Raw genomic sequence first — 25,960 nt, 5'->3', positions numbered from 1 at the left:
TCCGGGAGCCGCTTCTTGAAATTCTGCCTCTTGTAGAAAAAGAGTCAAGTCAGGGCTACCTGAGGACGTAGATGACCAGGAAGAGGCCGATCCACACGACGTCGACAAAGTGCCAGTAGTACGAGGTGACAATCGCGGACGTTGCCTCAAAGTGGCCGAACTTCTTGGCGGCAAATGAACGGCCGATGATGAAGAGGAAGGCAATGAGGCCGCCGATGACGTGCAGGCCGTGGAAGCCCGTGGTCATGTAGAAGGCGGAGCCGTAAGCGTTCGACGAAAGCGATACATGCTCCGATACCAGCATGGCGTATTCAGTGGCCTGGCCGGCAACGAAGAAGGAGCCCATCAGGAAGGTGAGGGTAAACCATTCGTTCATTCCCCACCGGGTGAACGCAAACGGTCCTCCGGTGCGGCGCGGCTGGAGCCGCTCAGCGGCAAAGACGCCCATCTGGCAAGTGAATGAACTTGCCACGAGGACGATCGTGTTTACGAGCGCAAAAGGGAAGTTGAGCTTTGCTGTCTCTTCCGCCCACATCTGTCCGGAAGTCGAACGGAGTGTGAAGTACATGGCGAAGAGACCGGCGAAGAACATCAACTCACTGGACAGCCACACAACGGTTCCTACGGAAACCATATTCGGGCGGTTCAGCGTCGGGTGCGCCGGGGTACTGGGGGCATGGGTCGCAGATGTCACATAGACATTATGTCTGTAAAAGTTCCTCCTGCCCAATGCAAACCGCCTTTTGCGGGGACTTTTTCTACAAAGACGCGAAATCGCACGGAAAAGTTCCCGGACCGGTTCACATTGGTCATCGGGGTGCGTGCCTCGATAGCATCAAGAGGTGACTTCACAGGCATCAGCACAGCCCGCCGGCAACACCTGGCCGCGGCTCATTTCCGCACTGATCAGCGGCACAGACCTTACGGCCGGGAACACGGAGTGGGCGATGGACACGATCATGTCGGGCGAGGCGACGCCTGCCCAGATCGCCGGATTCCTGGTGGCGCTGCGCGCCAAGGGCGAGACGGTCGACGAGATTGCCGGCCTGGTCGAGGCCATGCTTGCCCACGCAAACCCGGTCGACATCGGCGGCGAGAAACTCGACATCGTGGGCACGGGTGGTGACCAGCTGAACACTGTGAACATCTCCACCATGGCCGCGCTCGTCTGCGCCGGAGCGGGTGCGAAGGTGGTCAAGCACGGCAACCGGGCGTCGTCGTCGTCCTCGGGTTCGGCGGACGTGCTGGAGGCACTCGGTGTCCGGCTGGATCTTCCCATCGATCGCGTCGCGCGGAATGCCGACGAAGCCGGCATCACGTTCTGCTTTGCCCAGGTGTTCCATCCGTCGTTCCGGCACACGGCCGTGCCGCGCCGGGAACTTGCAATACCCACGGCGTTCAATTTCCTCGGTCCCCTCACCAATCCTGCGCGCGTGCAGGCGTCCGCCGTGGGCGTGGCCAACGCGCGGATGGCGCCGCTTGTTGCCGGCGTCCTGGCCAGGCGCGGAAGCCGCGGACTGGTCTTTAGGGGAAGCGACGGACTGGACGAACTGACAACTACCGGGCCATCCACGGTTTGGGAGATCCGGCAGGGCGAGGTGACCGAGCAGACGTTCGATCCGCAGGAGCTGGGCATCCGGCCCGCAACGGTGGAGGAGCTTCGCGGCGGTGACGCTGCCGCCAACGCCGCCGTCGTCCGTGACGTTCTGTCCGGGGGAGCCGGAGCGGCACGGGACGCAGTGCTGCTGAACGCCGCCGCCGGTCTGGTCGCGTTCGACGTCGACGCTGAGGGTTCGCTGACCGGGCGCATGGCCGCCGCACTGAAGCGGGCGGAACACTCCATTGATTCCGGCGCTGCCGCCGCCGTGCTGGAAAAGTGGGTGGCCCTTACCCAGGGCTAGGGCGTTCAGGCCCGGCCACTGCCTGGGCTACTGTCCGAAGCTGCTACTGCTCGAATCCAAGGGCGAAAGCCGCATCGAGGTCGTGCTGGGAGTAGGCACGGAACGCGATGTGCGTGGTGGTGTGGACCACGGCGGGCACCTTGGACAGCTTGTCCGCAATGACATCTGCCAGTTCGTCGTGCTTCGCCACGCGTGCGACGGCAATCAGGTCCCATTCCCCGGTGACCGAGTAAACCTCGCTGATACCCGGAATCGCCGAAATTTCCTCCGCTGTTTCGGGAATGCGCGAGGCGTCTGTCTTGATCAGGACGAATGCGGTGATCACTCTTGACCTTTCGGATCGGGTGCGCCGTTGCTGCAACGGCAGGCTTTGCTGTTTGTTGCCAGCCTAGTGCATCGGCCCAGGCATTTGGGGTGAGGATCAGCCGCGCTGCCGGCGTGCGGACAGGCGCCGGATTCCGGCCACGATCAGCCGGTAGCCGACGAGGAATACCCCCAGGCTCAGCAAGGCAACAATGACGAACGGCAGGACCACGGTCTGCCCGGTCAGCGCCCGCAGCAGCATGCCAAAGAACACGGCTCCAAGCCATACAGCGACGCCCGCCGGCCAGGCACGCAACGGCGCCCGCCAGAGGCGGAGGCCGAGCCAGGCAATTGCAGCTCCTGCCAGAAACGGCCAGCCCGTCTGGAAGACGCCGGTAATCACGTCGCCCCGCTGGTGGGCGTCCCGGCCGATGCCGGCGAACAGCAGGATCAGGGCCAGGTCGGCGAACGCCGCAAGAGCAACGGTCTTCCTGGCGGTGGTGCGGGCAGGGGCGGGAGTAGTGCGGGAAGGCATACCACCACAGTAGTTCCGGATGTTGGCCGGCACGAGCCGACACTGCCGGCGAGGGCGGCCGTACACTGTGACCGGGGAGCCGTTTTCCCATTTCAAGTTCCTGCGAGTAGTCCCCGGAGGGCAGCATGAGACTGGTCCAGATCGCCCAGCATGCCAGCGATCTCCGGCGGGCGGCAGAGTTCTATGGCGCACTGCTTGGGGCCGAGGCGCGTGCCCTCTTCGATCCGCCAGGGCTGCTGTTCTTCGACCTCGACGGCGTTCGGCTGCTGCTCGAGGCGGGGGCGCCGTCGTCGTTGCTTTACCTTTCGGTGCCCGACGTCCGGGCATCTGTCGAGGAGCTCCGGGACAGGGGGTGGAGATTGTGGCCGCGCCGCAGGTGATCTTCAGCCACACGGGTGATGAGCTGGGCCCGTCCGGAACTGACGAATGGATGGCCTTCATCCGCGACAGCGAAGGCAACACGGTGGGCCTGGTCAGCCAGTTGCCGCGTTAGCGGTCAGGCCTTGCTGGCCGCGATTTTCGCGGCAAACGCAATCAGTACGACGCCGGCAATGCGGTCGGTGGCCTTGCCCACCGACGGGGACTGGAGCCAGCGGCGGGCGTACTGGGTGGCCACGATGATTCCGGCGAACCAGAGCATGCCCTCCACGTTGTGCACCAGGGGCAGCAGGATTCCCATCAGGAGGGGCGGGACATCCTGCGGCAGGAACTGCGGGATCATGGCCATGTAAAAGACCCCGACTTTGGGGTTGAGCAGACTGGTTGTCACGCCGGTCAACCACGCACCGCGTGAGCTGGGGGCCTGCGGAACATCAACGGGCTCCACCGGTCCGTTCCTGAAGGTCCTGATGAACATTGAGATCCCCAGCCATGCCATGTAGCAGGCACCCGCAATCTTCAGCACCGTAAAGGCGGCCTCGGACGCTGCGAGGAGCGCGGATGCCCCGAGCGCGGCAGCCAAACCCCAGGCGACCGTTCCCGTGCAGATCCCGGCGGCCGTGGCAAAGGCAGGAGCCCGGCCTCGGCTGATGGCTGTCCGGAGCACCAGGATGGTGTCCAGCCCGGGGATGACAGTAAGGAGCGCAGCGACCAGGGCGAACTGGAGCAGGGATTCGGTGACAGACACACTCGATGATAACCGGGCGGATCCTGGCTTCCGCGGGCGCCGCCGCAGCGTTACGTGCGTGCAACGGCGATGCCATTGTGGGTGCCACTGTTGGTGCCATTGTGCGGGGTATCACGCCCGGCTAGGCTCACAAGCGCATCCGAAGGATCGCCGTCGGGAGTCCTTTCCGGCGCTGAAGCGAGATTAGGGAAAAACGTGACTCAAAAGATCACCACTTGCCTGTGGTTCGACACGCAGGCCGAGGAAGCAGCTGACTTCTACGTCTCGGTATTTGACGGATCCAAGATTCTCAGCGTTGCACGGTACGGTGACGGCGGCCCAGGACCGGCGGGACAGGCGATGACCGTGGAGTTCGAAATCGAAGGCCGGAAGTTCCTGGCGCTCAACGGTGGCCCGGCATTCACCTTCAACGAGGCAGTCTCCTTTGTGATCGACTGCTCCTCGCAGGAGGAAGTGGACCGCTACTGGTCCGCCCTCACCGAAGGTGGTTCAGAGAGCCAGTGCGGCTGGCTCAAGGACAAGTTCGGGGTCTCATGGCAGGTTGTGCCGTCAGTGATGGGGCAGCTGCTGGGCGGCCCTGATCCGGAGGGCTCGCAGCGTGCCATGCAGGCGATGCTGGGCATGCGCAAGCTCGTCATCAGCGAACTCCAGGCCGCTTACGACGGGTCCTGACTTGCAGGCTTCCATTGGGCGGGCAGCAGGGGAGCATGCGAAGCAGGGGAGTGGCTCCCGTGCCATGCGGCCCTACTCCCGGTTGGCGCCTGAGGCAGATAATCGGGAGTACCTACCCGGCACGTGATTGGAGGCGTTCGCCATGTCTGTTTACACGCTTGGAATCTGGTTGGTGAAACCCGGACGGGAGAATGATTTTGTGCAGGCCTGGCGCGATCTGGCCAGTAAGACAAAGGAGGATTTTCCCGGCGCAAAGGCAGTCCTGATGCGCGACCGTGACGTTCCCAACAGGTTCATCAGCACCGGCCCCTGGGAATCGCCCGAAGAGGTTGAACGCTGGCGGGCTTCGGCAACTTTCACCGAGGGCTATGAGGCACTGCGGGAGATGCTGGAGCACTTCCAACCGCACACCTTGGACGAGGCCGCAACCATCGGGTGACGCTCGGGCTGGCCCATCCCACGCGCCCTATAGGCCAGCCAACCGGACCAGGTCGGACAGAGACGTGAACACATCGCTGTCCCCGCGGGTCGCCAGGACCGGGCAGCGGATGCTGCGCCACTGGTCAACGTCGTAATGCGCCGCGGCCCGGTGGCCGCAGAGATGCTGGCTGGCCGGGCGTCTTCTCACACCGGTCGCCGGTGCCTTGCTGCACCCGCACGGCGCAGGGACCCAGTTCCGTGGGAAAGATCTGCCGCCGCAGCGCGGCCGCTGCTGTGCGGGCGGTTTCCTGCTGAACACTCCTGGTCACGAGTGATAGCGACCGTGCGGGCGTTGCGGGCGTTCAAGCCATCGAGAGTCCTACATGTCGGCAACTGTCAGCGCCGGCGGCGAACTTCCGTCGATGTCCACTACGCCGAACTCCTTCGCAACTGCGGCGGCCACCAGCACCCTGCCGGTCCGCGCCATCAGGTCCGGATCGTGGAACAGGGCGCTGATCACGCGGCCGATGAACTCAGGGCTCTCGCTGGTGGCGAGATCGAACGCGCCACCTTTCGCCGCCGCCAGGACCGATTCGGTTCGAACCAGGCCGGGGTAGAGCGAGATTACCGGAATACCGAACGGTTTCAGCTCGACGGCCATGTCGGACGTCATCTTGTCCGTCGCCGCTTTTGCGATGCCGTAGATCGTGTTGCCGAGATGACGCTGCGCCGACCAGAAGCTGATGTTGACGATCAAGCCGCGGTGCAGCTGCGTCATCATCCGTGCTGCGTGCGCCGAACACACAAATGCCGCGCGCACGCCGGCGTCCATCATGCCGGTCCAGCGATGCGGCGGTTGATCCCAAAACGGCGCAGCCCACGTGAATGCGCCGCCTTCGACCATTTTCTCGTAGCCGCCCCAGGCGCAATTGACGAGGAGATCGAGCGTGCCGCACTCTGACCGGATCGCCTCAAACACCCGTGCGGTCTCTTCGTCTTTGAGATGGTCGCAGCGCACGCGCCGTATTTCCTGCGGCAGGTCCGCCTGGTCAATCGAGCGGCCCGATCCGTAAACGCGAAAGCCCGCGTCCAAAAGGCCCACCGCGATTCCCCGGCCAACTCCCCGGCTCGCGCCGGTCACGAGCGCCACGTTTGCCATCGGCGCTTCGTTGCGTTCGCGATCATTGGTCATGTTAGGCGGACCCCGCTTAGTTTCCGTTCCGGGACCTCATGATAAGCCGGAGCGGGCGGCTTGGGCCAGAAGCCCAGACACCGTCTGCACAACTTTGGGTATTGGTGTTCAGGGTCCCGTTGGGGAAGGCCAAACGGGACCATGGCTGGGGCAGGGAAACCAGTCAGTGCTTTCCCGGTTTTCAGCTGCTGGTTGCCCGAGGGCTAGTGTTGCAGCGCAGCTTTGAGCGGCGGTTTACTGCCCATTTGGGAAACCCTTACCGAGGCTGAAAGTGGTCGTCTGACACATCGGACCTACAAGTCAATGGAACGGCGGAGCATTCGTCCCGGGTGACTAGCATCGGTGACATGGACGAACCTCCAAGTAAGGGAACCGTCAAAACGTGGCACCGCGAAGAAGGGTGGGGGTCTATCCAGATCGAGGGCGTGGCCGCAGAGTGCTTCGCCCATTTTTCCTGCACCGTTCAGACGGCGAAAGAGTTTCTTGAGCTTGTCCCAGGCGAGGACGTAATGCTCACGTGGCACGAGGCGCAGCAAGATGAATTCTCTATCGTTGCCGACCGCGTCGAGCGTTGCTAGCCACCTTCACGGGGCGGAGAATTGGCCTTTACGCGTGGAATTACGATGCCAGCGCATCGCGGGCCCCGAGGGAGAAAGCGCGGAAATCCGGTCACACCGATAATTGATTCTTCCGCAGGTACGCGTGCAGCAGCCAAACGAGCGTTGTACCGCCCGGTATCACCGACAGGGGATTCATTGCCAGGTTCCGGGTGGGAACTCAGAATTAGTTCCGGGCGCTTCCGGGTCCGCGGCCAGGGAGGCCTTTCGGTCAACTGCAGGCAGGCTGTCGACTTGGCGAAGTGCGCGGAAGATACCAGCGAGAACAAGAGCAGTTCCTAGCAGCAACAGGAAACCGCCGAACAGGGTGAGTACGGTGTACAAGTCCTCATCGTTTCTGTACTCGGGGTTGGCTGACCGGACCCCGAGCGGGCCGAAAAGTAACCAGCCGAGCGGCATCAGGATCACCCCTGTGAGAAAAACCTGTGCGTTGTGTGTCCGAGCCACTAAATCCCCCAAAAGAATCGCAAACGGCCAGAGTGACCGATCCCGAGTCACTAAAGGTGCAGCCGCTGCCGCCCGGGTCGACCTGGTCGGATTTACCGGGGAGTAGGATGCCGGTATGGGACTAATAATTGCGCTTCTGGTTATCTGGCTTGTTCTGTCAATCGTTGGTTTTGCCGTGAAGGGCCTGATTTGGCTGGCCATCATCGGCCTCGTCCTGTTTGTGGCTACAGGCGTGTGGGGCTGGGTGAAGCGGAAGGCTAAGGCATGATCCGCGATTTGATCTGTCTCAGTTGCGGCGGCACCTGGATGGTGCCGCCACCGGCACAGCGTCTCCGCCCGCGTCCATCTCTACCTGCCGTGCGCTCGTCGCTGGTGTGGCACGCAGTGATGTCGATTCCGGGCCCTCCCGATCGAGGCACGGGTAGAGGCGGCATCCGGTCGCCGTTCACGCAAAGGAGCACACCATGGGGATCCTCTCCGTCGACCTGTTCATCACCCTCGACGGCGTGTACCAGGCGCCGGGCGGCCCCGAGGAGGACCGTGAGGGCGGCTTCGAATTCGGCGGCTGGCAGTGGGCGTATTCCGACGACGAGACCGGCGAGGCGAAGGCACTGCTAGGCTCCATCGACACGGACGGTCTCGAGGGCAGGGCGGCGGAGTCGGTGGCCCCGTTGGCGCTGGTCTCCGGGCAGGATGTTGAGCCGGCCGAGGGCTCCGACAGCACGGACGGTCGCTGGCGGATCGCACGGAAAGTGGCGTCGGAACAGGGTGATCTCCACCGTGGATCCGGAGGTCAGGCACGCGCATAAGACGCAGTCCCGGCAGCAGGACGGGTTCAAGGCCCATGTCGTCATCAAGCCTTGGCCGCTGTGCCCGGCCGTGGAGGGCGGCTTCACTCTCGATGACTTTTCCGTTGATGAGGATGCCGGGATCGTGACCTGCCCGGCCGGCAATACCCGCTCTTCGATGGTCGCGGACCGGATCTTATTCGCTGCCTGTAAGCACAAGATCGAAATGCCGGCGGAACGGTGCCGTAGTCAACGGGACGGCGGGGAGGCCGGTCCGGATCTCCCCACCGGCCCTGTTCCAAGAGACCGTTACGCCGGCAGGATGCCCGACCGGCTCAGCAGGGCCCGGGTCTTCGGATGCTGCGGCGTGGTGAAGATCCGGCTGGGAGGCCCCTCCTCCACGATCACCCCTTGGTCCATGACGACAATGCGGTCAGCGATATCCCGGGCGAACTGCATCTCGTGGGTGACGATGACCATCGTGGTCCCCTGTTGGGCGATTTTCTTGATGACGGCGAGGACTTCACCCACCAGTTCGGGGTCCAGGGCGGATGTCGGCTCGTCGAAGAGCATCACGCTGGGCTCCATGGCGAGGGCACGGGCGATGGCAACGCGCTGCTTCTGGCCGCCGGAGAGCTTGCTGGGATAGTTCTCCATCTTGTCGGCCAGTCCCACCATTTCCAGGTTGGGCACTGCGATGCTCCGGGCCTCGGCCGCTGAGAGCTTCTTGACGTCCCGCAGCGGAGCCATGACGTTGCCCAGGGCCGTCTTGTTGAGGAACAGGTTGAAGTGCTGGAACACGAAGCCAATGTCCGTGCGCTTCTGGGCGGTGATGGATGCCTTTTCGGCGATCAGCTCGCCGTCGCGTTCCTCGTAGCCGATGAGGTGCCCGTTGACGTAAATACGGCCGGCGTCAATGGTTTCGAGTTTGTTGATGCAGCGCAGCAACGTGCTTTTGCCGGAGCCGCTGGACCCCAGGATGGCGATGGTCTCACCGCGGTGGACAACAAGATCCACTCCCTTGAGCACTTCCACCCTCTTTTCCACGTGGGCCCGGCCCGTCAGCCGGCCCCACAGAGTCCTCTTCGTCTGCGAGACGAACGTCTTGTGGACATCGTGGACGTCGATGATGGTCTCGTCAGCCATTGGCCCGTGCCTTTCGTTCAAGCACCACCACGACGCGCGAGAGTGGGAGGCTGATAATCAGATAGAGAATCGCCGCAGCGGTATAGATGGCCGTGGTCTGGAAAGTCTGGCTGTTCAGGATGTTGGCGGTCTTCAGGATCTCGGTCACTGCGATCACCGATGTCAGCGCGGTGTCCTTGATCATGGCAATGAAGTAGTTGCCTATCGGTCCCATGGAGACCACAAAAGACTGCGGGATCACCACTTTCCACAGGGTCTTCGAGGGGGTGTAGCCAAGGGACAGTGCGGCTTCGGTCTGGCCGTGTTCCACCGACAGGATCGCGGAGCGGAAAACCTCGGAGAGGTACGCGGCATAGTTGAGCCCCAAGCCCAGGATGCCGGCTGGAACGGGTTCGATTTCCACGCCGATGCTGGGGAGGACGAAGAAGATGTAGACCAGCTGCACCAGCAACGGGGTTCCTCGGATGACCTCCAGGTAGAAGGTCGCAATCCCGCGGAGGATCTTGATCGAGGAAATGCGTGCCAGGGCGATCAGCAGGCCCAGTACCAGCGCCAGCAGCATGGCGCCAAGCGCCAGTTGCACCACGACGGGTACGGCCACCAGCAGTGCCGGAAAAACGGCGAGGGTGTTGTTGATGAAGTCCATTAAGGATCCCTAGATTAGGGTCGGGCCGGCCGATAGCACTCCCGTGGAGCGGGTCCGCCGGCCCTGCCCGGTGCCGAATGCTACTTGGACATGTTGGCTTCGCCGAGGCCGTACTTCTTGAGAATCTCGAGGTACTTCGGCGATTTCTTGAGCTCCGCCAGCCCCGAATTCAGGTCCTGCAGCAGCTGCGAATCGTCCTTGCGCACTCCGGCCCCGATGATGCCCGGGTAGTAAGGCTTGTAGGGCGCCACGAGCTTCAGCTTGGGGTTGGGCTTCTGGACCAGGCTGTAGCCAATCACGGCACTGTCGGTGAAAACGGCGTCAACCTGCTTGTTTTCCACGGCGGCCAGCAGGGCAGCCTGCGAGTCGAAGAGCTTGACCTGGCTCCCGCCCAGACTGTCCACCAGATCCTTGAACACGGTGCCCGTCTGCGCCCCCAGGACCTTGCCCTTCACATCGTCCCGGGAGGCCAGGGTGGAGTTCGCGGGCACCACCATTGCTTCGCCTTCGGTGTACCACGGATCGGTAAAGTTGATCTCCTTCTTGCGGTCGTCCGTGATGTACATGGCATCCACGATGACGTCGGCCTTCTTGGCGTTCAGCGCCGCGATCAGCGTGGCAAACTCCGAGGTGAAGACCTTGATCTTCCAGCCCTTGGAATCGGCGATGGCCTTGATCATGTCCCCGTCAATGCCTTTGAGTTCGCCGGACGCCTGATCGGTAAAGGAGAAGGGTGCATCGTTGGACGTTGCGATGGTGATGGTCTTCTGTTCAGCGCCGCCCGTGCCGCCGCCTGTCCCGCCTCCTGAACCACATGCCGTCATGGCCAGGGCAACAACAAGGCCCATGGGCACCAGGACAGCGAAGCGCCTGCGGAGCATCTTTGTATTCATCATGACGTGCCTTTTGCTAGTGGTGGGTTCTATCGGTTGAAACGGTCGAGGCGAAGCGTCGCGGTGGCCTTGTGGGCTTCCATTCCCTCGACGTCGGATATCGTCGCCACGTAGTTGGCCAGGCGCGGGGTCGCGTCCTTTTCGACCCGCTGGTAGGTGAGCGGTTTGAGGAACCTGGAGACGGAGAGCCCTGCTGATGACCGGGCACCCCCTCCGGTGGGCAGCACATGGTTGGTGCCGGAGGTGCCCTTGTCTGAGTAGGCCACGGTGGACCACGGTCCCAGGAAGAGGGAGCCGTAATTCTGCAGGTTCGCGTGATAGTACGAATCGTCCGAGGTCTGGATTTCCAGGTGCTCAGGGGCCAGCACGTCCATGATCTGAACTGCCGTTTCCCGGTCCTCCGCCACGTAGACGGTGCCGTAGTCCCGCCATGCGGGCCCGGCTATGTCCCGGGTGGCCAGCGTGCGCAGCTGCTTGTCGACGTGCCTGATGACTTCCTCACCCAGCTCACGGGATGTTGTCACGAGGGACGCCGGTGACTGCGGGCCGTGTTCGGCCTGGCCCAGAAGATCTGCAGCGACGAGTTCCGGGTCCGCGGTTTCGTCGGCGATGACGGCAACCTCTGACGGGCCGGCCAGGAGGTCGATGCCAACGCGCCCGAACAGCTGGCGTTTGGCCTCGGTGACGTAGGCGTTGCCTGCACCGACCAGGATGTCCGACGGTTGCTCTCCGAGAAGGCCGAAGGCCATGGCGGCCATGGCCTGCACCCCACCGAGGACAAAGGCCCGGTCAACTCCGGCGAGGTACGCGGCGTACAGAACGGCCGGGTGTCCGCGATCCGGCCCGGCAGGCGGAGTGCAGGAGATGACGCTGCTGACGCCGGCTGCCTTAGCAACACCCACCGTCATGAATGCGCTGGCGAGGATGGGGAACCGGCCCGCAGGCAGGTAGGCCCCGACGCGCGCGACGGGGACGTACTTGTGGCCGGTAAAGACGCCCGGGAGGAGCTCGGCCTCAAAATCGGTGAGGTGCTCGCGTTGCTCGACGGCGAAGAGCCTGGTCCGCTCGGCGCTGGCCATCAGGGCCTCCCGCAGTTCCGGAGTGAGTGAGTCACCGGTCTTGGCAAGATCATCCTCGCCGACCTCCAGGCTCTTTCCCTGCCACCCGTCGAGCTGCTGTGAGTAACGGACGACGGCGTCAATTCCGTTCTTCTCGATGTCGCCAAGCATCTTGGAAACCGTCTCGATGACCTCCGGCAGCCGCTGGGCCGGGACTCCGCCGATGGCGGGATCCTTCAGAGTGGCGAATTTCCCCCGGATGTGCCCTCGGTCACGTTCTGTCAGTTGCATGGCACAAACGTACGTGGAGTCGAACCATCGCACAACGGGACCTGAACACGTGCGTGTCATAGGGTTGCCCTATAGGATGAAGCATGACCCTCGCCCAACTCCGGGCCTTCCTCGCCGCCTATGAGCTCGGCTCCTTCACCGCCGCGGCCCGAAAGTTGGAAACAAGCCAGGCGTCCGTCTCGGAGCTCATCAGCAGGCTGGAACAGGAGCTCAACCACAGCCTCTTCACCCGCGGCGGGAGACGGCTCATTCCCACCACGGCCGCCGTTGAGCTCCAGGTCCATGCGTTGCAGTCCGTGACGTCTTTTGACAACGGCGTGGAGGCCCTGAAATCCATGACATCGCTGGAAGGCGGCGTCTGCACCTTTGGTGTCCTGCGGTACGGGGCACACTATGATCTTGCCGACCTCGTCCAGCGCTTCCACCGGCGCTATCCCAAGGTGAAGGTACGGCTTGTGGGCCTGAACTCCGTCGCCGTGGCCGAATCTGTGGCATCCGGTGAAATTGAGGCGGGGCTTATCGTTCTCCCCGTGGTCGAAACGGGGCTCCAAGTCAGGCCGCTCTTCCGGGACGAGGTTTTTTACGTCTCCGCGCGGCGCGATCCCTCCAGCGGCCCCATGACCATTGAGGAACTCGCGGAGTCCAAGCTGGTGCTTTATGACGCATTTGCCGGCTGGCGCGACCCCACGCGCCGCCAGATTCTCGAGCGCGCCCGGCTCAAAGGCCTGAAGATAGATCCCGACATTGAAGTGGAACACGTTGATACCGCCCTGGGCCTTGTGGCCGCGGGGGCGGCAGACACCTTCGTCCCGCAGGCAATCGTCAACGGGCCGGGTTTCCCGAAAAACATCAAAGCGGTTCCATTTTCCGAACCCCTGTACGACACTATCGCCCTGATCCAGCGGGAGGCTGCCTTCCTTTCGCCGGCAACGCGCAAAATGGCCCAGATGGCCGAGCGGACGCTGCTTGCCAAGGTGGCGCCCGAGCAGAACGTCCGGCGGCAGGTTCGGAATTAGCCCAGCCACGTCACCAGCACTGGCCTCAGCTCCATGGAAGCCATAGCTTAGTCCTGATTAGGATCAGTTCAGAGTGCCGAAGGACTTGGCCGCAGGTCGGGAATGTTAACTCCCTCAGCGCGCAGGATGCTCGCCATCTCGAGTGCGTGTACGACCGCAACGTCAGGGTCGACGTCCATGGGCTCGATCAACATGCGAACGTTTTGGCTAAGGATGTCCGATTTCAGCAGGGCGGGGATGTCGGCCGTGGACCAGACGGCGCTTTCCAATGTCATGCCACGCGCCACGATTAGTCCTGCTGTCTCTCCAAAAAGACTCGTGAGTGAGCGCGATGCTCCGGGTGCCGAGCCCGGTGAGGAGTTCCTTGGTGTTGGCCCGCGCATCCAGGTGTAGACGCTCTCGGGCCTCCCTGCGCCGGTGAGCACTCCGATCAGGCGTTTGAGGCTCAAGTCCGGGGGAGTGTGGGGGTGGAGCATCGCTCCAGGTCGGTTCGGAGGACGCAGGGGATGCAGTTGCCGGCGCGGAATCTTTCGGTTTCTGTCCCGCAGCCCTCGCAGGTCATGTTGGTGGTGATGCCCGTGCAGTCCCCGCAGATGTCGGTGCCGTCGGTGGCTTTGCCGGGAAGGAGCCTTTCTTCACCGCAGCCGGAGCAGGATCCGCGTGTGCGCAGTGCGGTGGTGAAGCAGATCCCGCAGATGGCCCCGTCGGGCCAGGTCACGCGGATCTTTGCGGCCATCCGCCCGCATCGGTCGCATCCGTGTTCGCCTTCGGACCGGGGCTGTCCGCGGTTGCCGGGCTTAGTCGTCGTCAAGGATTCTCGCCCTGACGGGTTTGTAGGCGTCAGCGAAGCGGACGACGTTTTCCCCGGAGGCGGTGGCCTGCTTCTGGCGTTTGGACCTCGCATCGGCGGCCGTGAAGGTGAACAGCTCGTTCGCTTCGACGCCGAAGATGTCGCAGAGAGCGGCCAGGAGCTGAAAGGAGATCCGTTCGGGGTTTTGGCTGACCATGCGGTAGATCTGCGACTCGGAGAGGGTGATACCGCGTTCCCGTAGCGGTTCGACGAGTTCGCGGGTGTTGCGCATGCCGTTCCGTGCCATGAGTTCCCGGGCCCGCCACCGGTATTCGATGTCCCGTTTCATTCTCTTTCCTCCTTCGGCCTGACCGCCTTCTCACTCATGTCTTCGAGCACGCGGTTGAGTTCACTAGTCTGATAATCGCTGGAAACTGACGTGGTCGAGGCGTGTTCGTGGCCGACCTGCCGCTGGACGAACGTGTGGTCGAAGCCAAAGCGTTCGAAGAGATGCGTGACGTAGGACCGCTGCGGGGAATGGATATCCAGGCCCGGCGGATAGCCGAGTTCATCGATATAGTCGCGGAAGCGGCGGTGCAGGTTGGACTTGGGAACCGGCAGTCCGTTGGCAGTGGGGAAGATTTCCGACACGGCGGGGGCCAGCCAGGGCAGTCCGCTCCGGATCCAGGTGTCCAAGACATCGGGAGACCAGTCAAAGACTGTCAGCACGGAGCGTCTCTTCGGCGGTGAGCCCCGCTGCGCCTTGCCGTATCGGACCTGCAGAACGCCGAACTCGCTGAATTGGGGCGCCCGTCGATTTCGGGAAAAGTCCACCGTCTGCAAGTGCGTGACTTCGTTGGCCCGCAGACCTCAGGCGCAGGCCGTTTTGAACACTGTGGCGTCTCGGTAGGCGGCGACCGCGCCCTTGCGCCCCGAGGCCAGGACCCGTTGAACTTCGAGGTCAGCCAGGTCGAAGAAGCCCTGCAGCTCGGCCCGGGTGAAGGGCCGTTTAGTGGGTGCCTGTTCGTTGTTCTGGGCGTGGCGGGCCCGATTGAATTCGGTGATGATTTGGGCGGGGGAGCGGCCGGACCCCTGAACGCAGATCCGGTCCCACTCATAGACAGGATCGGTCAGGAAATCGCAGAACACCTTCAAATGAGTTTGGTAGGCACGAATGGTGGCGAACGCCAGCTTCAGGATCGAGCGCTCATGGGCAAAGAACTCATCAGCGTCACCGACGGTCCAATCCCAAATATCCCAAAACGGGGAAGCGCGAATCACCAGGTCCTAATCCGCACATTCTGCAATTGAATCACTTCTACTTTACATAATGTAGATTATCGGCGTAATTAACGGCCTGCCCGGAAGGGGTCTTCCTACTGTTTGGTAGGTGCCATTGTCTTAACGGCGAGGCTCGCTGAGAATGAACCATGACGGTCTACCTGAGGTCCCTGGAAACTGCTGTCCCGCCCACCGTGCTCATCCAGTCTGAAGCCCGTGATGTGTTTGCCGCCCAGCCCGGGCTCACAAGGCTGGGCTCCAGGCTGGTAAACACGTGTTTTGATTCCGCGGCCATCGATACCAGATACACGGCTGTCAGTGAGCTCACCAAGGACAGTCGTGCCGACGAGCCACAGTTTTTTGACCCGGGAACCGGATTGCTGCTGAGCCCCAGCACAAAAGTCCGCAACGACATCTTCGGCCGCGAAGCCACCAAGCTCTTCGTGGAATCCGCCAGGGCCGCGGTCAATGCCTGCGACGGGATTGATTCACTTGACATAACTCATCTGGTGACTGTGTCCTGCACGGGATTCTTCAACCCGGGCCCGGACTACAAGATCGTCCGTGCCCTCGGGCTGAATCCCGCTGTGCAGCGCTACCACCTTGGCTTTATGGGTTGTTACGCAGCCTTTCCGGCGCTGCGTGCGGCCAAGTCGTTCTGCGAGGCGGATCCTGACGCCGTGGTCCTGGTGGTCTGTGCCGAGCTGTGCTCCCTCCACGTCCGGACGTCCAACGATCCCGACACCATCATGGGCTCGGCCCTGTTTGCCGACGGCGCCGCGGCGGCTGTCATTTCGGCACGGGACATTCCGGACGGTACTCCCCTGCTGCAGCTGGACCACTTCGAAACCGTGCTCACGCCTGTCGGTGAGGAATCCATGGCATGGAATATCGGCGACCAAGGCTTCGAAATGGTCCTGGGCAACTACGTTCCGCACATCATTGACGACCACATCATCGGCGCCCTGGAACCGTTGCTGTCGCGTGAGGAATCCCTGCACGGACTCCCCTACCGGGACATCACACACTGGGCCATCCACCCGGGCGGGCGGAGCATCCTGGACAAGGTCCAGTCCCGTCTCCAACTCACTGACGAGCAATTGGTGCCCGCCAGGGAAACGCTCCGTAACTTCGGAAACATGAGCAGCGCCACGGTGCTCTTTGTCCTCAAGCACATCGCGGAGCTCCCGCCGCAGGACGGGGACGAACGCATCTGCTCCATGGCCTTCGGCCCCGGACTCACGGTGGAAACCGCGATGTTCACCAAAGTGCGCGCACCCCTCGCCGGCCCCGCCGGCCAGTCACGCAAGTCCGGCAAGTCAGACCAGGCATCCGCCGCAGAATCGGATGGAACGGCCCGGGAGGAATCCCCGCGGACCGAGCCGTCATTCATTTGACAGCCAACGCCGGATTCCTGCGCGAACGCGATGCCCACGCGCTGGAGGAAATGGACCTTCCGGGCTGTGATCCTGCACGCCTGGACCGCACCTACGCCCAGTTTTCAGTGGTCAACCGGGCAGTCGCCGGGTGGCGCGGAATCTACCGGACCCACCTCCGGCCGGTCCTGTCGGCAACCACAGTGACAACCCTGCTGGACATCGGCTGCGGCGGCGGGGATGTGGCCATTCTGCTCGCCGCCTGGGCACAGCGCGACCGCCTCAGGCTGGAGATTACGGCCGTCGACCCCGACCGCCGTGCTTTCGAATTTGCGGGACGCCGGAAGCACACCCGCGACGTGACGTTCCGGCAGGCATCGACGGCAGAGCTGGCCGCCGAGGGCTTACGCTTCGACGTCGTGATTTCCAACCATGTACTGCACCACCTGGACGCGGCTGGCCTGCCGCAGTTCCTCGCCGAATCGGCGCTGCTGTGCAGCGGTACCGCCATCCACAACGACATCCGCCGCAGTCCGGCCGCCTATGCACTGTTCTACGCGGCTTCGTGGGCGTTCCCCGGTTCCTACATCAGGGCAGACGGACTGACTTCGATCCGCCGCAGCTACACCACCGCCGAACTCCGGGCCGCCACTCCCCCGGGCTGGGCCGTTGCCCGCCGCTCCCCCTTCCGCAACCTCCTGACACTGAACCGGAACCCCGGCGGTGATTGACGTCGTCGTGGTGGGCGGCGGGCCGGTGGGACTCTACCTTGCCGCCGTCCTGCTGCAACACGGCGTGACGGTTCGAGTCCTGGAGCGGAACGCGGAGCCCAACCGCCACTCGCGCGCGATCGGCATCCATCCCCCGTCCCTTGAAGCCCTGGACAGCATCGGAGTAGCCTCCCTCCTGGTACCGGAGGGAGTGCAGATCCGCCGGGGCGTTGCCATCGCGGGCGGCGTGGAAGTGGCCGGGATGTCCTTCGACGGTGTCTCCGTCCGCTACCCGTTTGTGCTGTCCATCCCGCAGGCACGCACCGAAGCCGTTCTGGAGCGTCGGGTCCGGGAACTGGACGGCGCGGCACTGCTCCGCGGGGCCGCCGTGACGGCGCTTCACGACGACGGCGATAGCGTGGCGGTGGACGTGGCCACCGCCGGCGGGGAATCACGGACCCACGCCTCCCTCGCCGTGGCAGCGGACGGCGTCCGCTCGACCATCCGGCAGCTGCTCGGCATCCCCGTCCGGCTGAAGGAATATCCCGACACCTACCTGATGGGCGATTTCGCCGACAGCACGGCTTTCGGCCCGGATGCAGCCCTCTTCCTCGAAAGGGCCGGGATCGTGGAGTCCTTTCCACTGCCGGAAGGAGTGCGGCGCTGGGTGGCCCGAATGCCGGCCGCGCCGGACGAGCCAACCGCCGGGTTGCTGGCCGGAATCGTGCGGGACCGGACGGGAATCGACGTCGACGCGGGGACCAACTCGATGCTCAGCAGCTTCGGTGTACGGTCACGCCTGGCGCAGCGGATAGTTCATGGCCGCACAGCGCTCATCGGCGACGCCGCCCATGAAATCAGCCCCATCGGCGGCCAGGGAATGAACCTCGGCTGGCTCGATGCCGCGGCCCTGGCACCCCTGATCCTGCGTGCGTTGAGGCACATCCCGGCAGCCGGCGGGCTGAGGGAATTTCAACATGACCGCCTGCGGGCTGCCGCGAAGGCTGCCCGGCAAGCCGAAATCAACATGGCTCTGGGGCGGCCGCTGCCCGCGCCGCTGTGGCGTGCCCGCAACCGGGCCATCGGATGGACGGCCGGCGTGCCGGCAATCAGTTCGCGCGTGGCCGCACGGTTCACCATGCACTAGCCCAGGGTGCACCACCATAAGAGCGGGCTATTCCGGGGGCGAGCCATTCGTGAAATAGCAGTCGTAGCTGTCCTGACTGGCGATCCTGCCGTCCCGGACCTCGAAGACGGATGTTGTCCGGGCCTGGATGACCTCGCCGGCGTCCCAGTACCGGAGGTCCATCAGCAGCGTGGCCGACCAGTCCACTTCCAGCACCACGCGGCCACCTTCGCAGGTGGTCCGCCGGACGTCAAAACGCTGGCCCTCCACTACAGTGCGGCTCTGATCGGCGCCAGCCAGCACCTGGTCCCGGCTGCGCGTGGACCCCTCCGGAGCCAGCAGGTGCGGCGCCTCGACCAGCTTGAAGTCATCAGCCAGGAAAGCGTCAACCTCGGCGGCGCCGCCGCCGGCCTCAATCGCGCGCACAAATCCAAGGACGCAGTCCAGCGCCGTCTGTTCAGTCATGGAAACGAGGGTAGCCCATGCCCGGCGACGCCGCGGAGCCGGGGCTCTAGACTGCTGGCATGAACCGTGACCTGCTGCCAGCACGGCGGACCCGTGCCGCGCCCGTCGTGCTGGCTGTCCTGCTCGCCGCGACAGCCTTGCAGGGCTGCACGCCGGCTCCGGGACAGCAGCCCGGGACCACAGCCACCGCGTCTGCCAGTCCGACACCGGATTCCCCCCTCACAGCCGAACTCAACCAGTTCAGGGACAACTACAGCAAACAGATCATCGAGATCCAGCTCAGCAACACCACCTCCGCACCGGTGACCGTGCTGGCTGCCGAACTGGCGAGCCCCATGTTTCCGCCGGGATCGGCCTGGCAGGCTGCACCTGGCGGGACCGAAATTCCGCCGAACCAGACGAAGAGCCTGCCCGCCCGGCTGCGGGATCCTTCCTGCCATGCACCTGCGGAGGCGTCGGCAGACCGTGCGTCGGATGAGCCGACGGCCGCGGCCGAGGTGCACGTCTCGTTCCGCCAGGGTTCCGCAACCCTCGACCAGCGGCTACCCGCCGCCGATCCCTTCGGCGTGCTGGCCCGGAACTACGCAGAGCTGTGCCTGGCGAAGGCTGCCGCGCGCGTGGCCGTCATCGGGCTGGCGCCGGGCCTGGAGATTGCAGCGGACGCCCGGACCGCCGTCGTGCGTCTGACGGTGACGCCGCGCGAAGCAGCTGCCGGGACGCCCGAGCGGCTGAGCATCGAACGGATCGAGGGCACCACCCTGCTGGCCGAGCCGCCTGAAACCCCGTGGCCGCGCGGCGTCGTGGTGGTCGCCGGCGGCGCCGCGGCCGAGTACCGCCTGCGGATCCGCCCGGCGCGCTGCGATGCCCATGCTGTCGCCGAGGACAAGGTGGGGACCCTGCTGCCGCTGCTCGTGGACGTCGGCGGGAAAAAGGGAACGCTCAAGATTGCCGCCGGAGCGGCGTTGAAAGGGCAGATCTACGGCTTCGTCACAGCGGCCTGCGGAGCGCACTAGGCTTTTCCCATGCTTCATGTCGCGAACCCCACGCCGTTCAGCACAGCCCGGATCAGGGAAACAGTTCAGGAGATCCTGGCTGCCGGTACGCTTCCTCCGATTGTCCAGGCCGGTCATCCCGTGCTGCGGCAGCAGGCAGCCCTGTACGACGGCCAGCTGGACAGCGCCGAGCTCGCGGACCTGATCGCCCTGATGCGCGAGGTCATGCACGATGCGCCCGGTGTCGGCCTGGCGGCCCCGCAGCTGGGTATCCCCTTGCAGCTCGCGGTGCTTGAGGACCAGTACGACGTCGACGCCGAAACGTCCGCCGTGCGCGCACGCTCGCCGCTGGAGTTCTTCGCCGTCATCAACCCCACCTACCGTGCGGTGGGCAGCGGCAGGGCAGCGTTCTACGAAGGCTGCCTCTCCCTGCAGGGGCTGCAGGCCGTGGTGTCGCGTCCGGACACAGTCCGCCTCGACTTCACGGACCCCGCCGGGGTCGCAAGGCAGCAGGATTTCTCCGGATGGCAGGCGCGGATTGTGCAGCACGAGACCGACCACCTGCAGGGCATCCTCTACATAGACCGGGCGGAGCTGCGTTCCCTGAGCAACAACGTGGAATACGCTGCCCGCTGGGCGCACCCGGACATCGGGCTCGCCCGGCAGGAGCTGGGCTTCCTGCCGGACCACCCCACGGAATAGCTCGCAGTACAACGACACGGTTTAGCTCGCAGCGCGGCCCGCGCGTCCGGTAGCGGCTAGGAGCGCGGGTCAGTAGTCGGCCGGGTTCTTAAAACGCCGTGTGAATTGCCGGGGTGCGGGAGGAGTGGCTGGAAGAATCGGGAGTATGAATTCCGGTTCCCAGGATGGCCTTTTTGATGAAGCTCTCGTGGAGCGGGTGGAGCGTTTTGATGACGGGATCGTTGAGGCCGGTGCTGGTGTGAACAAGCGGTTCAAATCCTTTGAGCCGGACGCGGTGATGCTGGTCCCGCCGTCGCTGGATGAGTGGTTGCCGGGCAATCATCTGGCCCGGTTCATCGCTGATCTGGTGTCCCGGGAGCTGGATCTGTCCCGGTTCTACGGCTCGTATGGGAAGACGAAGGGCCAGCCGCCGTATGATCCGCGGTTGATGGTCCGGGTCCTGCTTTACGGTTACTGCGTCGGGGTGCGTTCCTCCCGGGAGTTGGAGCGGGCGTGCGTGGACGTGGTCGCGTTCCGTTGGCTGGCCGGGCAGCAGGCACCGGATTTCCGGTCCATCGGCCGGTTCCGCAAACGCCATCTCGCGGCGTTGGGGAACGTGTTCCTGCAGGCGCTGGAACTCTGCCGGGCCGCGGGCATGGTCTCGTTGGGCCGGGTTGCCCTGGACGGGACGAAGGTCCGGGCCAACGCGTCCCGGCGAAAGGCGATGAGCTACGGACGGCTGACCGAAAAACAGAGGATCCTCGCCGCGGAGGTCTCGGACATGCTCGCCGACGCCGAGGCCGTGGACAGGGAGGAGGATGCCCGGTTCGGGGCGGATACGCGCGGCGATGAGCTCCCGCCGGACCTGGCCGACCGGCAATCGCGGCTGGCGAAGATGGCCGCGGCCCGCAAACAGCTCGAAGAGGACGCAGCAGCCAAAGCACGCAAAGAGGCGGAGCAGAAAGCCCGGGACCGCGGCGATGACGACGGGGCTGCTGCGGCCAAGGGCGAGGAAGCCGCGGCCAAAGCGGAGGTCAGACCGAGGGCCCAGCGCAATTTCACGGACCCCGACTCCCGGATCATGAAGACCGCAGACGGCTCGTACCACTATTGCTACAACGCCCAGGCCGTGGTCGACGCGGACCATCAGGTCATCGTCGCCACCGATCTGAACAACACCGCGGTGGACGTGCAGCAACTGGTCCCGATGACCGAACGCACCGCCGAAACCCTGGGCCGGATGCCCGCCCAATGGACCATTGATGCCGGATATTGTTCAGCAGCCAACCTCGAACACGTGAAGGAAATCGAGGCCGCCGGCGGGACCGAGTTCTTCATCGCGACCGGCCGGCTCAAACACGGCGAAAAGGTTCCCGAGACGCCCCGGGGCAGGATCCCGGCCACCGCCACACTCCGGGAACGGATGGCGAGGAAACTCAAAACCAAGAAGGGCCGGTCCGTTTACGCGCGGCGCAAGGCGATCATCGAACCGGTCTTCGGGCAAATCCACACCCGCCAGGGCAAACACGTACTCCTGCGCGGCCTCGAACAGGCCAAACACGAGTGGGAACTGATGGCAGGCTGTCACAACCTGCTGAAATTGTTCACTTTCAAAGCCAAAGCCGGTCTCAACGCGCCGGCCGGAGCCTAACCCACGGGCCAAGGCGGCCACGGCTGCCCGGCCATCAAGATGGCAACGTGTCACCGGTCAGTAGACAGGACCACCCCTGGATGACGGAAACCACTACCGCCCCACGCTCCTAGCAGACGCGGGCGACTCCTCAGCCCGTCGGATTTGCCGTGGTGGGCAAGTAGCGCGCCCACCAGCTCAGGATCTCCTCGAACCGCTGCCGCCGGTGATGGGGCGTGCCCGACCGTGAGAGTTCATGGTTCTCGCCGGGGAACACCAGGAAGGCGGCGTCAACTCCCTGCTGCTTGAGCGCCGTGAAATAGCGCTGGCCCTGTTCCACCGGGCAGCGCAGGTCCTCCTCGCTGTGGATGACCAGCGACGGCGTTGTGACGTTCCGGACCGTGGCCATGGGGCTCTGGGCCGCCATCTGTTCCGCTGAACTGCCCGTGTACTCCCCGCCGAAGAACCAGCCGATATCCGAAGACCCGATGAAACTGACCGGATCCAGGAACCCGCGTTCCACGATGGCGGCCTTGAAACGGTGGTCCTGGCTGATGGTCCACGCGGTCAGATAGCCGCCGTAGGAGCCGCCCATGATCCCCAGGGCATCGCCATCCAGTTCCCTGAACTTGTCCAGGGCTCCGTCCAGGAAGGCCAGGACGTCCTGCATGTCCACCGTGCCCATCTTTTCCTTGATGGAGCGGCCGTGTGCCTGGCCGTATCCGGCTGACCCGCGGGGATTGCACATCAGCACGGCATAGCCTGCGGCGGCGTAGACCTGTGCCTCATCGAACAGGGCAACAGTGTACTGGGAGAAGGGTCCGCCATGGATGCTAAGTAGGACGGGGTGCGGTCCCTTCCCCGGGGGAAGCACCAGCCAGCCGTGCACCGGATAGCCGTCCGTAGAATCGAAAGTCAGCTCCTCCGGCTCGATGATGTCCGCCTGCAACCGCAGCTCCGCCGAGAAATCCGTCAACAGCCGTAGCTGCCCGTCTTCCAAGGCCGCCAGGTCTCCCGCCGTGGCTGCGTCCGCGAAACTGACGACCAGGGACCCTGCTGCCGACCCGGCACCTGTGACCACCCGGTCCCCGTGAACCAGCAGCTGGTGGTTGCCGGTGGCACCGAACTCCAGCAGCTCCACAGTGCCCTGGGCAGTGTTGAGCAGGAGCACCGAGTCGGGGCCGCGGAGTTCCAGGCTGTCACCGTTCCCGGCAAGGTCCATCGTTTCGACGTCGCTCAGTACGGTGGCATCGCCGCCCCCGGCGGGCATCACGTACAGGGCGGTGCTCCTGGCCACGAAGTCCTGCCCTGACGCGCCAAGATCCTGGGCCGTGAAGAACAGCCATTTCCCATTCCGGGACTCGCGGGCCGCTCCCACTGTCTGCCGGCCGTTGTTGGCAGCCTTGACCGGCTCCGGTTGCCCGCCACCGGTGGGAACCCGGTAGACGCCGGATTCCAGGTCCCGGTCGCTTGCCTCGTGAAGGGAGGCAACGAAGTACACGGACTGGCCGTTCGCACTGAACGATTCACCGCTGTGGTCCGTCGCTGCGAACGTCAGCTGCCTTGCCGGCGGGACCAGGGCGTCCGCCGGGGCGACGCTGGTGCCGACTGCCTCTCCGGAGCTCATCCCTTCGGCCCTGCGCGCTTTCAGTGCGCGGCCGGCGGGCGCAACCCGGGGCTCGTCGTCCAGCTCAGGGACGTCCACGATGTACAGCTGCAGGGGTTTGTCCGCCGTGTAGCCGACCCCGTTCATCCTGTATTTGTAGTCGGTGATGAGACGGGCGTCCTCGCCGCCGGCGGAGACGCCGTCCACCGTTCCGTAGCGGCCGTCGTCGGGCGTCCTGGCGCCGAATACGATGCTGTGCGAGTCCGGTGACCAGGAAAAGGAGGAGACACCCAGTTTGGCGTCGGTCAGCTGCTGGGGTTCGCCGCCGCCAGCCTCCACAACGTAGAGCTGCGGCTTTCCTTCCGCATTTGCGCGCAGGAATGCCAGCACCAGGCCGTCAGGCGAAAACGCGGGCGCAGTGTCGCGGAAGCCGCGGGTGAGGCGGCGCGGCAGCTTTTCCGGATCCAGCGGCACATTCCAGAGCTGGCCCACGTAGGTATCGGCGTCGAACTCGGGACGGATCACGGACACCACCGCCCGGCTGCCGTCAGGATGGACGGCAGGGGCGGACACGGATTTCAGCAGGGGCAGATGTTCGGGTTTCACGCTTGTGAGCCTAACCGCTTAGGCTCGGGCTGTGAAACACCTCACTCCCCGCGTTTGCGGGCCGGCGGTCCGGGGCAGCAGATCGCGTGCACGCCGGCAGGTGCGGGCCGTCCCGGGTGCGGGCCGGCCGGCGACGCAGCCCTAGGATTGGATGCATGCTTCCCGACGCCGCCCGTTCCCTGCTGTGCCCCGTCTGCCGGAACACGCTCGCCCTTCACGCCGGCGGTAGCAGGTTGGCCTGCCCTGACGGCCACAGCTTTGACGCTGCCAGGCAGGGCTATTTCAATTTTCTGGTGGGCAAGGGAACCGTCTTCGAGGCGGACACTTCCGCCATGGTGGCGGCCCGCTCCGACTTCCTCTCCGGCGGGCATTACCAGGGCCTCGCCGACGCACTGGCCGAGCTGGCAGCCCCCGCGCTGAAAGGGCCGCAGCCCGCCGTCCTGGATGCGGGAACAGGAACGGGACACTACCTTAAGACACTTCTGACGGTGGCTCCCGCATTAGCCATAGGCTTGGACATTTCCAAGTTCGCACTGCGGCGGGCTGCCCGGATGAATCCCGACGCCGCGACCATCGTGAGCGACGTGTGGCAGCCCCTCCCGGTGGCAGACGCCGCCGTCGACGTCGTTACGGTGGTTTTCGCCCCCAGGAACGCACCGGAATTCGCCAGGGTACTCCGCCCCGGCGGGCGGCTGATCATTGTGACCCCGCGTCCGGGCCATCTGGCCGAAGTCGCCGGGCAGACCGGGATGCTCGGAATCGAACCGGCCAAGGAGGAGCGCCTGGCAGCATCATTGCAGGATCACTTCGAACCGCTTTCCGCGCAGGAGCTTGACCTGGAACTCTCGCTGCCGGCCGCCGACGTCGGAAACCTGGCCCTGATGGGACCGGCCGGCCACCACCTGGACCCGTCAGCCCTGGGCGCAATCACTGCCGGGCTGCCACCGCTGACCAAGGTCACGGCGCGTTTCCGGATCAGCGTATTTGAACCCCGGGATCAACCGTCCAGATAACGACTTGGCCAATTCGGGGCCGGGCCGGACGGCCCCCTCCTACGCCCTGCGGCTTCGGTCTAGGATGGAAGAACAGTAACTGAGGGCCTGCTTTCGCGGCTCCGGGGGCCAAGGGGGAAACGCATGTTTGAGTGGTTAGGCGAGAACTGGTGGGCATTGTGGCTCACCGTATTCCTGGCATTTGCCGTCGTAGAGATGCTGACGCTGGATCTCTTTTTCATCATGCTCGGCGGCGGTGCACTGGCCGGGCTGCTGGCTGATTTTGCCGGCGCGGACCTCTGGCTTCAGATTGTGGTCTTCTGCGTGGTCTCCCTCCTGATGATCGCCTTCGTTCGGCCCGTAGCCCTAAAGCACCTGCGGAAGGGACCCGCGGACCAGCGCACAAACGTTGACCGCCTGATCGGCGAATCCGCACTGGTCATGGAGACCGTCAGCACATCCTCCGGGCTGGTGAAGATCGGCGGCGACGTCTGGAGCGCCCGGTCCGAAAACGGCGTCCTGAACGCCGGCCAGCGCGTAGTGGTGTCGGCCATCGAGGGTGCCACCGCCGTCGTCGTACCGCAGCCCGAAACGGCCGTCCAATAGGTCCGGCAGCAGTCATTCTTCCGGCAGCCATTGCTGGCGCCGGGCAGG

The 25,960-nt window shown here is 64.4% G+C and carries 29 protein-coding genes and 3 pseudogenes; 16 read left to right on the top strand and 16 right to left on the bottom strand.

What is annotated here, in order from left to right:
* Positions 1-55: 55 nt before the first annotated feature.
* Positions 56-634, bottom strand: a complete 579-nt coding sequence (locus FCN77_RS14470) for a heme-copper oxidase subunit III (RefSeq protein ID WP_137324778.1) — start codon at positions 632-634, stop codon at positions 56-58.
* Between the two features lie 208 nt (positions 635-842).
* Between FCN77_RS14470 and trpD the strand changes: the two genes are divergently transcribed.
* Positions 843-1,901, top strand: coding sequence for an anthranilate phosphoribosyltransferase (gene trpD / locus FCN77_RS14465; protein WP_137322834.1), 1,059 nt, complete (start codon positions 843-845; stop codon positions 1,899-1,901).
* A 43-nt stretch (positions 1,902-1,944) separates the two neighbouring features.
* On the opposite strand, the gene FCN77_RS14460 is transcribed toward trpD, so the two are convergent.
* Positions 1,945-2,226: an Lrp/AsnC family transcriptional regulator gene (locus FCN77_RS14460; RefSeq protein ID WP_028269180.1), complete on the bottom strand. Its 282-nt coding sequence runs from the start codon at positions 2,224-2,226 to the stop codon at positions 1,945-1,947.
* A 96-nt stretch (positions 2,227-2,322) separates the two neighbouring features.
* Positions 2,323-2,739: a DUF3054 domain-containing protein gene (locus tag FCN77_RS14455; RefSeq protein ID WP_137322833.1), complete on the bottom strand. Its 417-nt coding sequence runs from the start codon at positions 2,737-2,739 to the stop codon at positions 2,323-2,325.
* Between the two features lie 125 nt (positions 2,740-2,864).
* On the opposite strand from FCN77_RS14455, the pseudogene FCN77_RS14450 reads away from it, so the two are divergent.
* Positions 2,865-3,232 (top strand): annotated as a pseudogene (locus FCN77_RS14450) (VOC family protein).
* Positions 3,233-3,235: 3 nt separating this feature from the next.
* Here FCN77_RS14450 and FCN77_RS14445 read toward each other — a convergent pair.
* Entirely contained in the window at positions 3,236-3,865 is a 630-nt protein-coding gene (locus FCN77_RS14445) for a LysE family translocator (protein ID WP_137322832.1), read from the bottom strand.
* Between the two features lie 195 nt (positions 3,866-4,060).
* Here FCN77_RS14445 and FCN77_RS14440 point away from each other — a divergent pair, with 195 nt between their 5' ends.
* Both FCN77_RS14440 and FCN77_RS14435 read left to right on the top strand, forming a co-directional pair.
* Positions 4,061-4,537, top strand: coding sequence for a VOC family protein (locus FCN77_RS14440; protein WP_137322831.1), 477 nt, complete (start codon positions 4,061-4,063; stop codon positions 4,535-4,537).
* Between the two features lie 142 nt (positions 4,538-4,679).
* Complete coding sequence (locus tag FCN77_RS14435) at positions 4,680-4,976, top strand: putative quinol monooxygenase (RefSeq protein WP_137322830.1); 297 nt, start codon at positions 4,680-4,682, stop codon at positions 4,974-4,976.
* Between the two features lie 360 nt (positions 4,977-5,336).
* On the opposite strand, the gene FCN77_RS14430 is transcribed toward FCN77_RS14435, so the two are convergent.
* The gene (locus FCN77_RS14430) at positions 5,337-6,149 is read right to left on the bottom strand and encodes an SDR family NAD(P)-dependent oxidoreductase (protein WP_137322829.1); all 813 of its coding nucleotides are present in this window, start codon (positions 6,147-6,149) and stop codon (positions 5,337-5,339) included.
* 1,179 nt (positions 6,150-7,328) lie between these two features.
* On the opposite strand from FCN77_RS14430, the gene FCN77_RS14420 reads away from it, so the two are divergent.
* The 3 genes and pseudogenes from FCN77_RS14420 to FCN77_RS14410 form a co-directional block, all read left to right on the top strand.
* Positions 7,329-7,481, top strand: a complete 153-nt coding sequence (locus FCN77_RS14420; RefSeq protein WP_137322827.1) for an LPXTG cell wall anchor domain-containing protein — start codon at positions 7,329-7,331, stop codon at positions 7,479-7,481.
* Positions 7,482-7,677: 196 nt separating this feature from the next.
* A pseudogene (locus tag FCN77_RS14415) lies at positions 7,678-7,818 on the top strand (deaminase); the annotation flags it as partial.
* A 42-nt stretch (positions 7,819-7,860) separates the two neighbouring features.
* Positions 7,861-8,173, top strand: a pseudogene (locus FCN77_RS14410) (IS5/IS1182 family transposase); the annotation flags it as partial.
* 137 nt (positions 8,174-8,310) lie between these two features.
* Here FCN77_RS14410 and FCN77_RS14405 read toward each other — a convergent pair.
* The 4 genes from FCN77_RS14405 to hisD form a co-directional block, all read right to left on the bottom strand.
* Positions 8,311-9,147 carry an amino acid ABC transporter ATP-binding protein gene (locus FCN77_RS14405; RefSeq protein WP_137322826.1) on the bottom strand — a complete coding sequence of 279 codons (837 nt, stop codon included), beginning with the start codon at positions 9,145-9,147 and terminating at the stop codon, positions 8,311-8,313.
* Complete coding sequence (locus FCN77_RS14400; protein ID WP_137322825.1) at positions 9,140-9,793, bottom strand: amino acid ABC transporter permease; 654 nt, start codon at positions 9,791-9,793, stop codon at positions 9,140-9,142. The genes FCN77_RS14405 and FCN77_RS14400 overlap by 8 nt, the downstream gene beginning before the upstream one ends.
* 80 nt (positions 9,794-9,873) lie before the next feature.
* Positions 9,874-10,689, bottom strand: a complete 816-nt coding sequence (locus tag FCN77_RS14395; protein WP_137322824.1) for a transporter substrate-binding domain-containing protein — start codon at positions 10,687-10,689, stop codon at positions 9,874-9,876.
* Between the two features lie 26 nt (positions 10,690-10,715).
* Positions 10,716-12,035, bottom strand: a complete 1,320-nt coding sequence (hisD, locus tag FCN77_RS14390) for a histidinol dehydrogenase (RefSeq protein ID WP_137322823.1) — start codon at positions 12,033-12,035, stop codon at positions 10,716-10,718.
* 83 nt (positions 12,036-12,118) lie between these two features.
* Here hisD and FCN77_RS14385 point away from each other — a divergent pair, with 83 nt between their 5' ends.
* The gene (locus FCN77_RS14385) at positions 12,119-13,051 is read left to right on the top strand and encodes a LysR family transcriptional regulator (protein ID WP_137322822.1); all 933 of its coding nucleotides are present in this window, start codon (positions 12,119-12,121) and stop codon (positions 13,049-13,051) included.
* Positions 13,052-13,119: 68 nt separating this feature from the next.
* Here FCN77_RS14385 and FCN77_RS14380 read toward each other — a convergent pair whose 3' ends face one another.
* The 5 genes from FCN77_RS14380 to FCN77_RS14360 form a co-directional block, all read right to left on the bottom strand.
* Positions 13,120-13,326, bottom strand: coding sequence for a hypothetical protein (locus tag FCN77_RS14380; RefSeq protein WP_137322821.1), 207 nt, complete (start codon positions 13,324-13,326; stop codon positions 13,120-13,122).
* 170 nt (positions 13,327-13,496) lie between these two features.
* A complete protein-coding gene (locus FCN77_RS14375) occupies positions 13,497-13,787 on the bottom strand; it encodes a hypothetical protein (protein ID WP_137322820.1) in 291 nt (96 codons plus the stop codon).
* 61 nt (positions 13,788-13,848) lie between these two features.
* Positions 13,849-14,190, bottom strand: a complete 342-nt coding sequence (locus FCN77_RS14370; RefSeq protein ID WP_137322819.1) for a helix-turn-helix transcriptional regulator — start codon at positions 14,188-14,190, stop codon at positions 13,849-13,851.
* The gene (locus tag FCN77_RS14365) at positions 14,187-14,570 is read right to left on the bottom strand and encodes a site-specific integrase (protein ID WP_137322818.1); all 384 of its coding nucleotides are present in this window, start codon (positions 14,568-14,570) and stop codon (positions 14,187-14,189) included. Before FCN77_RS14365 ends, FCN77_RS14370 begins: the two co-directional genes overlap by 4 nt.
* 141 nt (positions 14,571-14,711) lie before the next feature.
* On the bottom strand, positions 14,712-15,122 hold the full coding sequence (locus FCN77_RS14360) for a hypothetical protein (protein WP_137322817.1): 411 nt from the start codon (positions 15,120-15,122) through the stop codon (positions 14,712-14,714).
* A gap of 149 nt (positions 15,123-15,271) precedes the next feature.
* Between FCN77_RS14360 and FCN77_RS14355 the strand changes: the two genes are divergently transcribed.
* Genes FCN77_RS14355 through FCN77_RS14345 form a run of 3 tightly spaced genes read left to right on the top strand, consistent with a single transcriptional unit; the run spans position 15,272 to position 18,355 of the window.
* Positions 15,272-16,519 (top strand): type III polyketide synthase, encoded by a 1,248-nt coding sequence (locus FCN77_RS14355; protein WP_254678563.1) that lies wholly within the window; start codon positions 15,272-15,274, stop codon positions 16,517-16,519.
* A gap of 50 nt (positions 16,520-16,569) precedes the next feature.
* Complete coding sequence (locus FCN77_RS14350; RefSeq protein WP_254679026.1) at positions 16,570-17,229, top strand: class I SAM-dependent methyltransferase; 660 nt, start codon at positions 16,570-16,572, stop codon at positions 17,227-17,229.
* Positions 17,222-18,355: an NAD(P)/FAD-dependent oxidoreductase gene (locus FCN77_RS14345; RefSeq protein WP_137322816.1), complete on the top strand. Its 1,134-nt coding sequence runs from the start codon at positions 17,222-17,224 to the stop codon at positions 18,353-18,355. The genes FCN77_RS14350 and FCN77_RS14345 overlap by 8 nt, the downstream gene beginning before the upstream one ends.
* Positions 18,356-18,382: 27 nt before the next feature.
* Here FCN77_RS14345 and FCN77_RS14340 read toward each other — a convergent pair whose 3' ends face one another.
* Positions 18,383-18,799, bottom strand: coding sequence for a nuclear transport factor 2 family protein (locus tag FCN77_RS14340; RefSeq protein WP_137322815.1), 417 nt, complete (start codon positions 18,797-18,799; stop codon positions 18,383-18,385).
* 59 nt (positions 18,800-18,858) lie between these two features.
* Here FCN77_RS14340 and FCN77_RS14335 point away from each other — a divergent pair, with 59 nt between their 5' ends.
* From FCN77_RS14335 to FCN77_RS14325, 3 genes are all read left to right on the top strand, one after another.
* Entirely contained in the window at positions 18,859-19,812 is a 954-nt protein-coding gene (locus FCN77_RS14335) for a hypothetical protein (RefSeq protein ID WP_254678562.1), read from the top strand.
* Positions 19,813-19,821: 9 nt separating this feature from the next.
* Complete coding sequence (locus FCN77_RS14330; RefSeq protein WP_137322814.1) at positions 19,822-20,493, top strand: peptide deformylase; 672 nt, start codon at positions 19,822-19,824, stop codon at positions 20,491-20,493.
* Between the two features lie 145 nt (positions 20,494-20,638).
* Positions 20,639-22,123: an IS1182 family transposase gene (locus FCN77_RS14325; RefSeq protein WP_137322813.1), complete on the top strand. Its 1,485-nt coding sequence runs from the start codon at positions 20,639-20,641 to the stop codon at positions 22,121-22,123.
* A 130-nt stretch (positions 22,124-22,253) separates the two neighbouring features.
* On the opposite strand, the gene FCN77_RS14320 is transcribed toward FCN77_RS14325, so the two are convergent.
* Complete coding sequence (locus tag FCN77_RS14320) at positions 22,254-24,314, bottom strand: S9 family peptidase (protein ID WP_137322812.1); 2,061 nt, start codon at positions 24,312-24,314, stop codon at positions 22,254-22,256.
* Between the two features lie 155 nt (positions 24,315-24,469).
* Here FCN77_RS14320 and FCN77_RS14315 point away from each other — a divergent pair, with 155 nt between their 5' ends.
* Together FCN77_RS14315 and FCN77_RS14310 are read left to right on the top strand one after the other, a co-directional pair.
* Positions 24,470-25,327 (top strand): methyltransferase domain-containing protein, encoded by an 858-nt coding sequence (locus tag FCN77_RS14315; protein WP_137322811.1) that lies wholly within the window; start codon positions 24,470-24,472, stop codon positions 25,325-25,327.
* Between the two features lie 123 nt (positions 25,328-25,450).
* Positions 25,451-25,912 carry an NfeD family protein gene (locus FCN77_RS14310; protein WP_137322810.1) on the top strand — a complete coding sequence of 154 codons (462 nt, stop codon included), beginning with the start codon at positions 25,451-25,453 and terminating at the stop codon, positions 25,910-25,912.
* Positions 25,913-25,960: the final 48 nt, after the last annotated feature.

Origin of the sequence: Arthrobacter sp. 24S4-2, from assembly GCF_005280255.1 — a bacterium.
Classification (GTDB): Bacteria; Actinomycetota; Actinomycetes; order Actinomycetales; family Micrococcaceae; genus Arthrobacter.
This window is presented reverse-complemented; position numbering and strand designations above follow the sequence as displayed.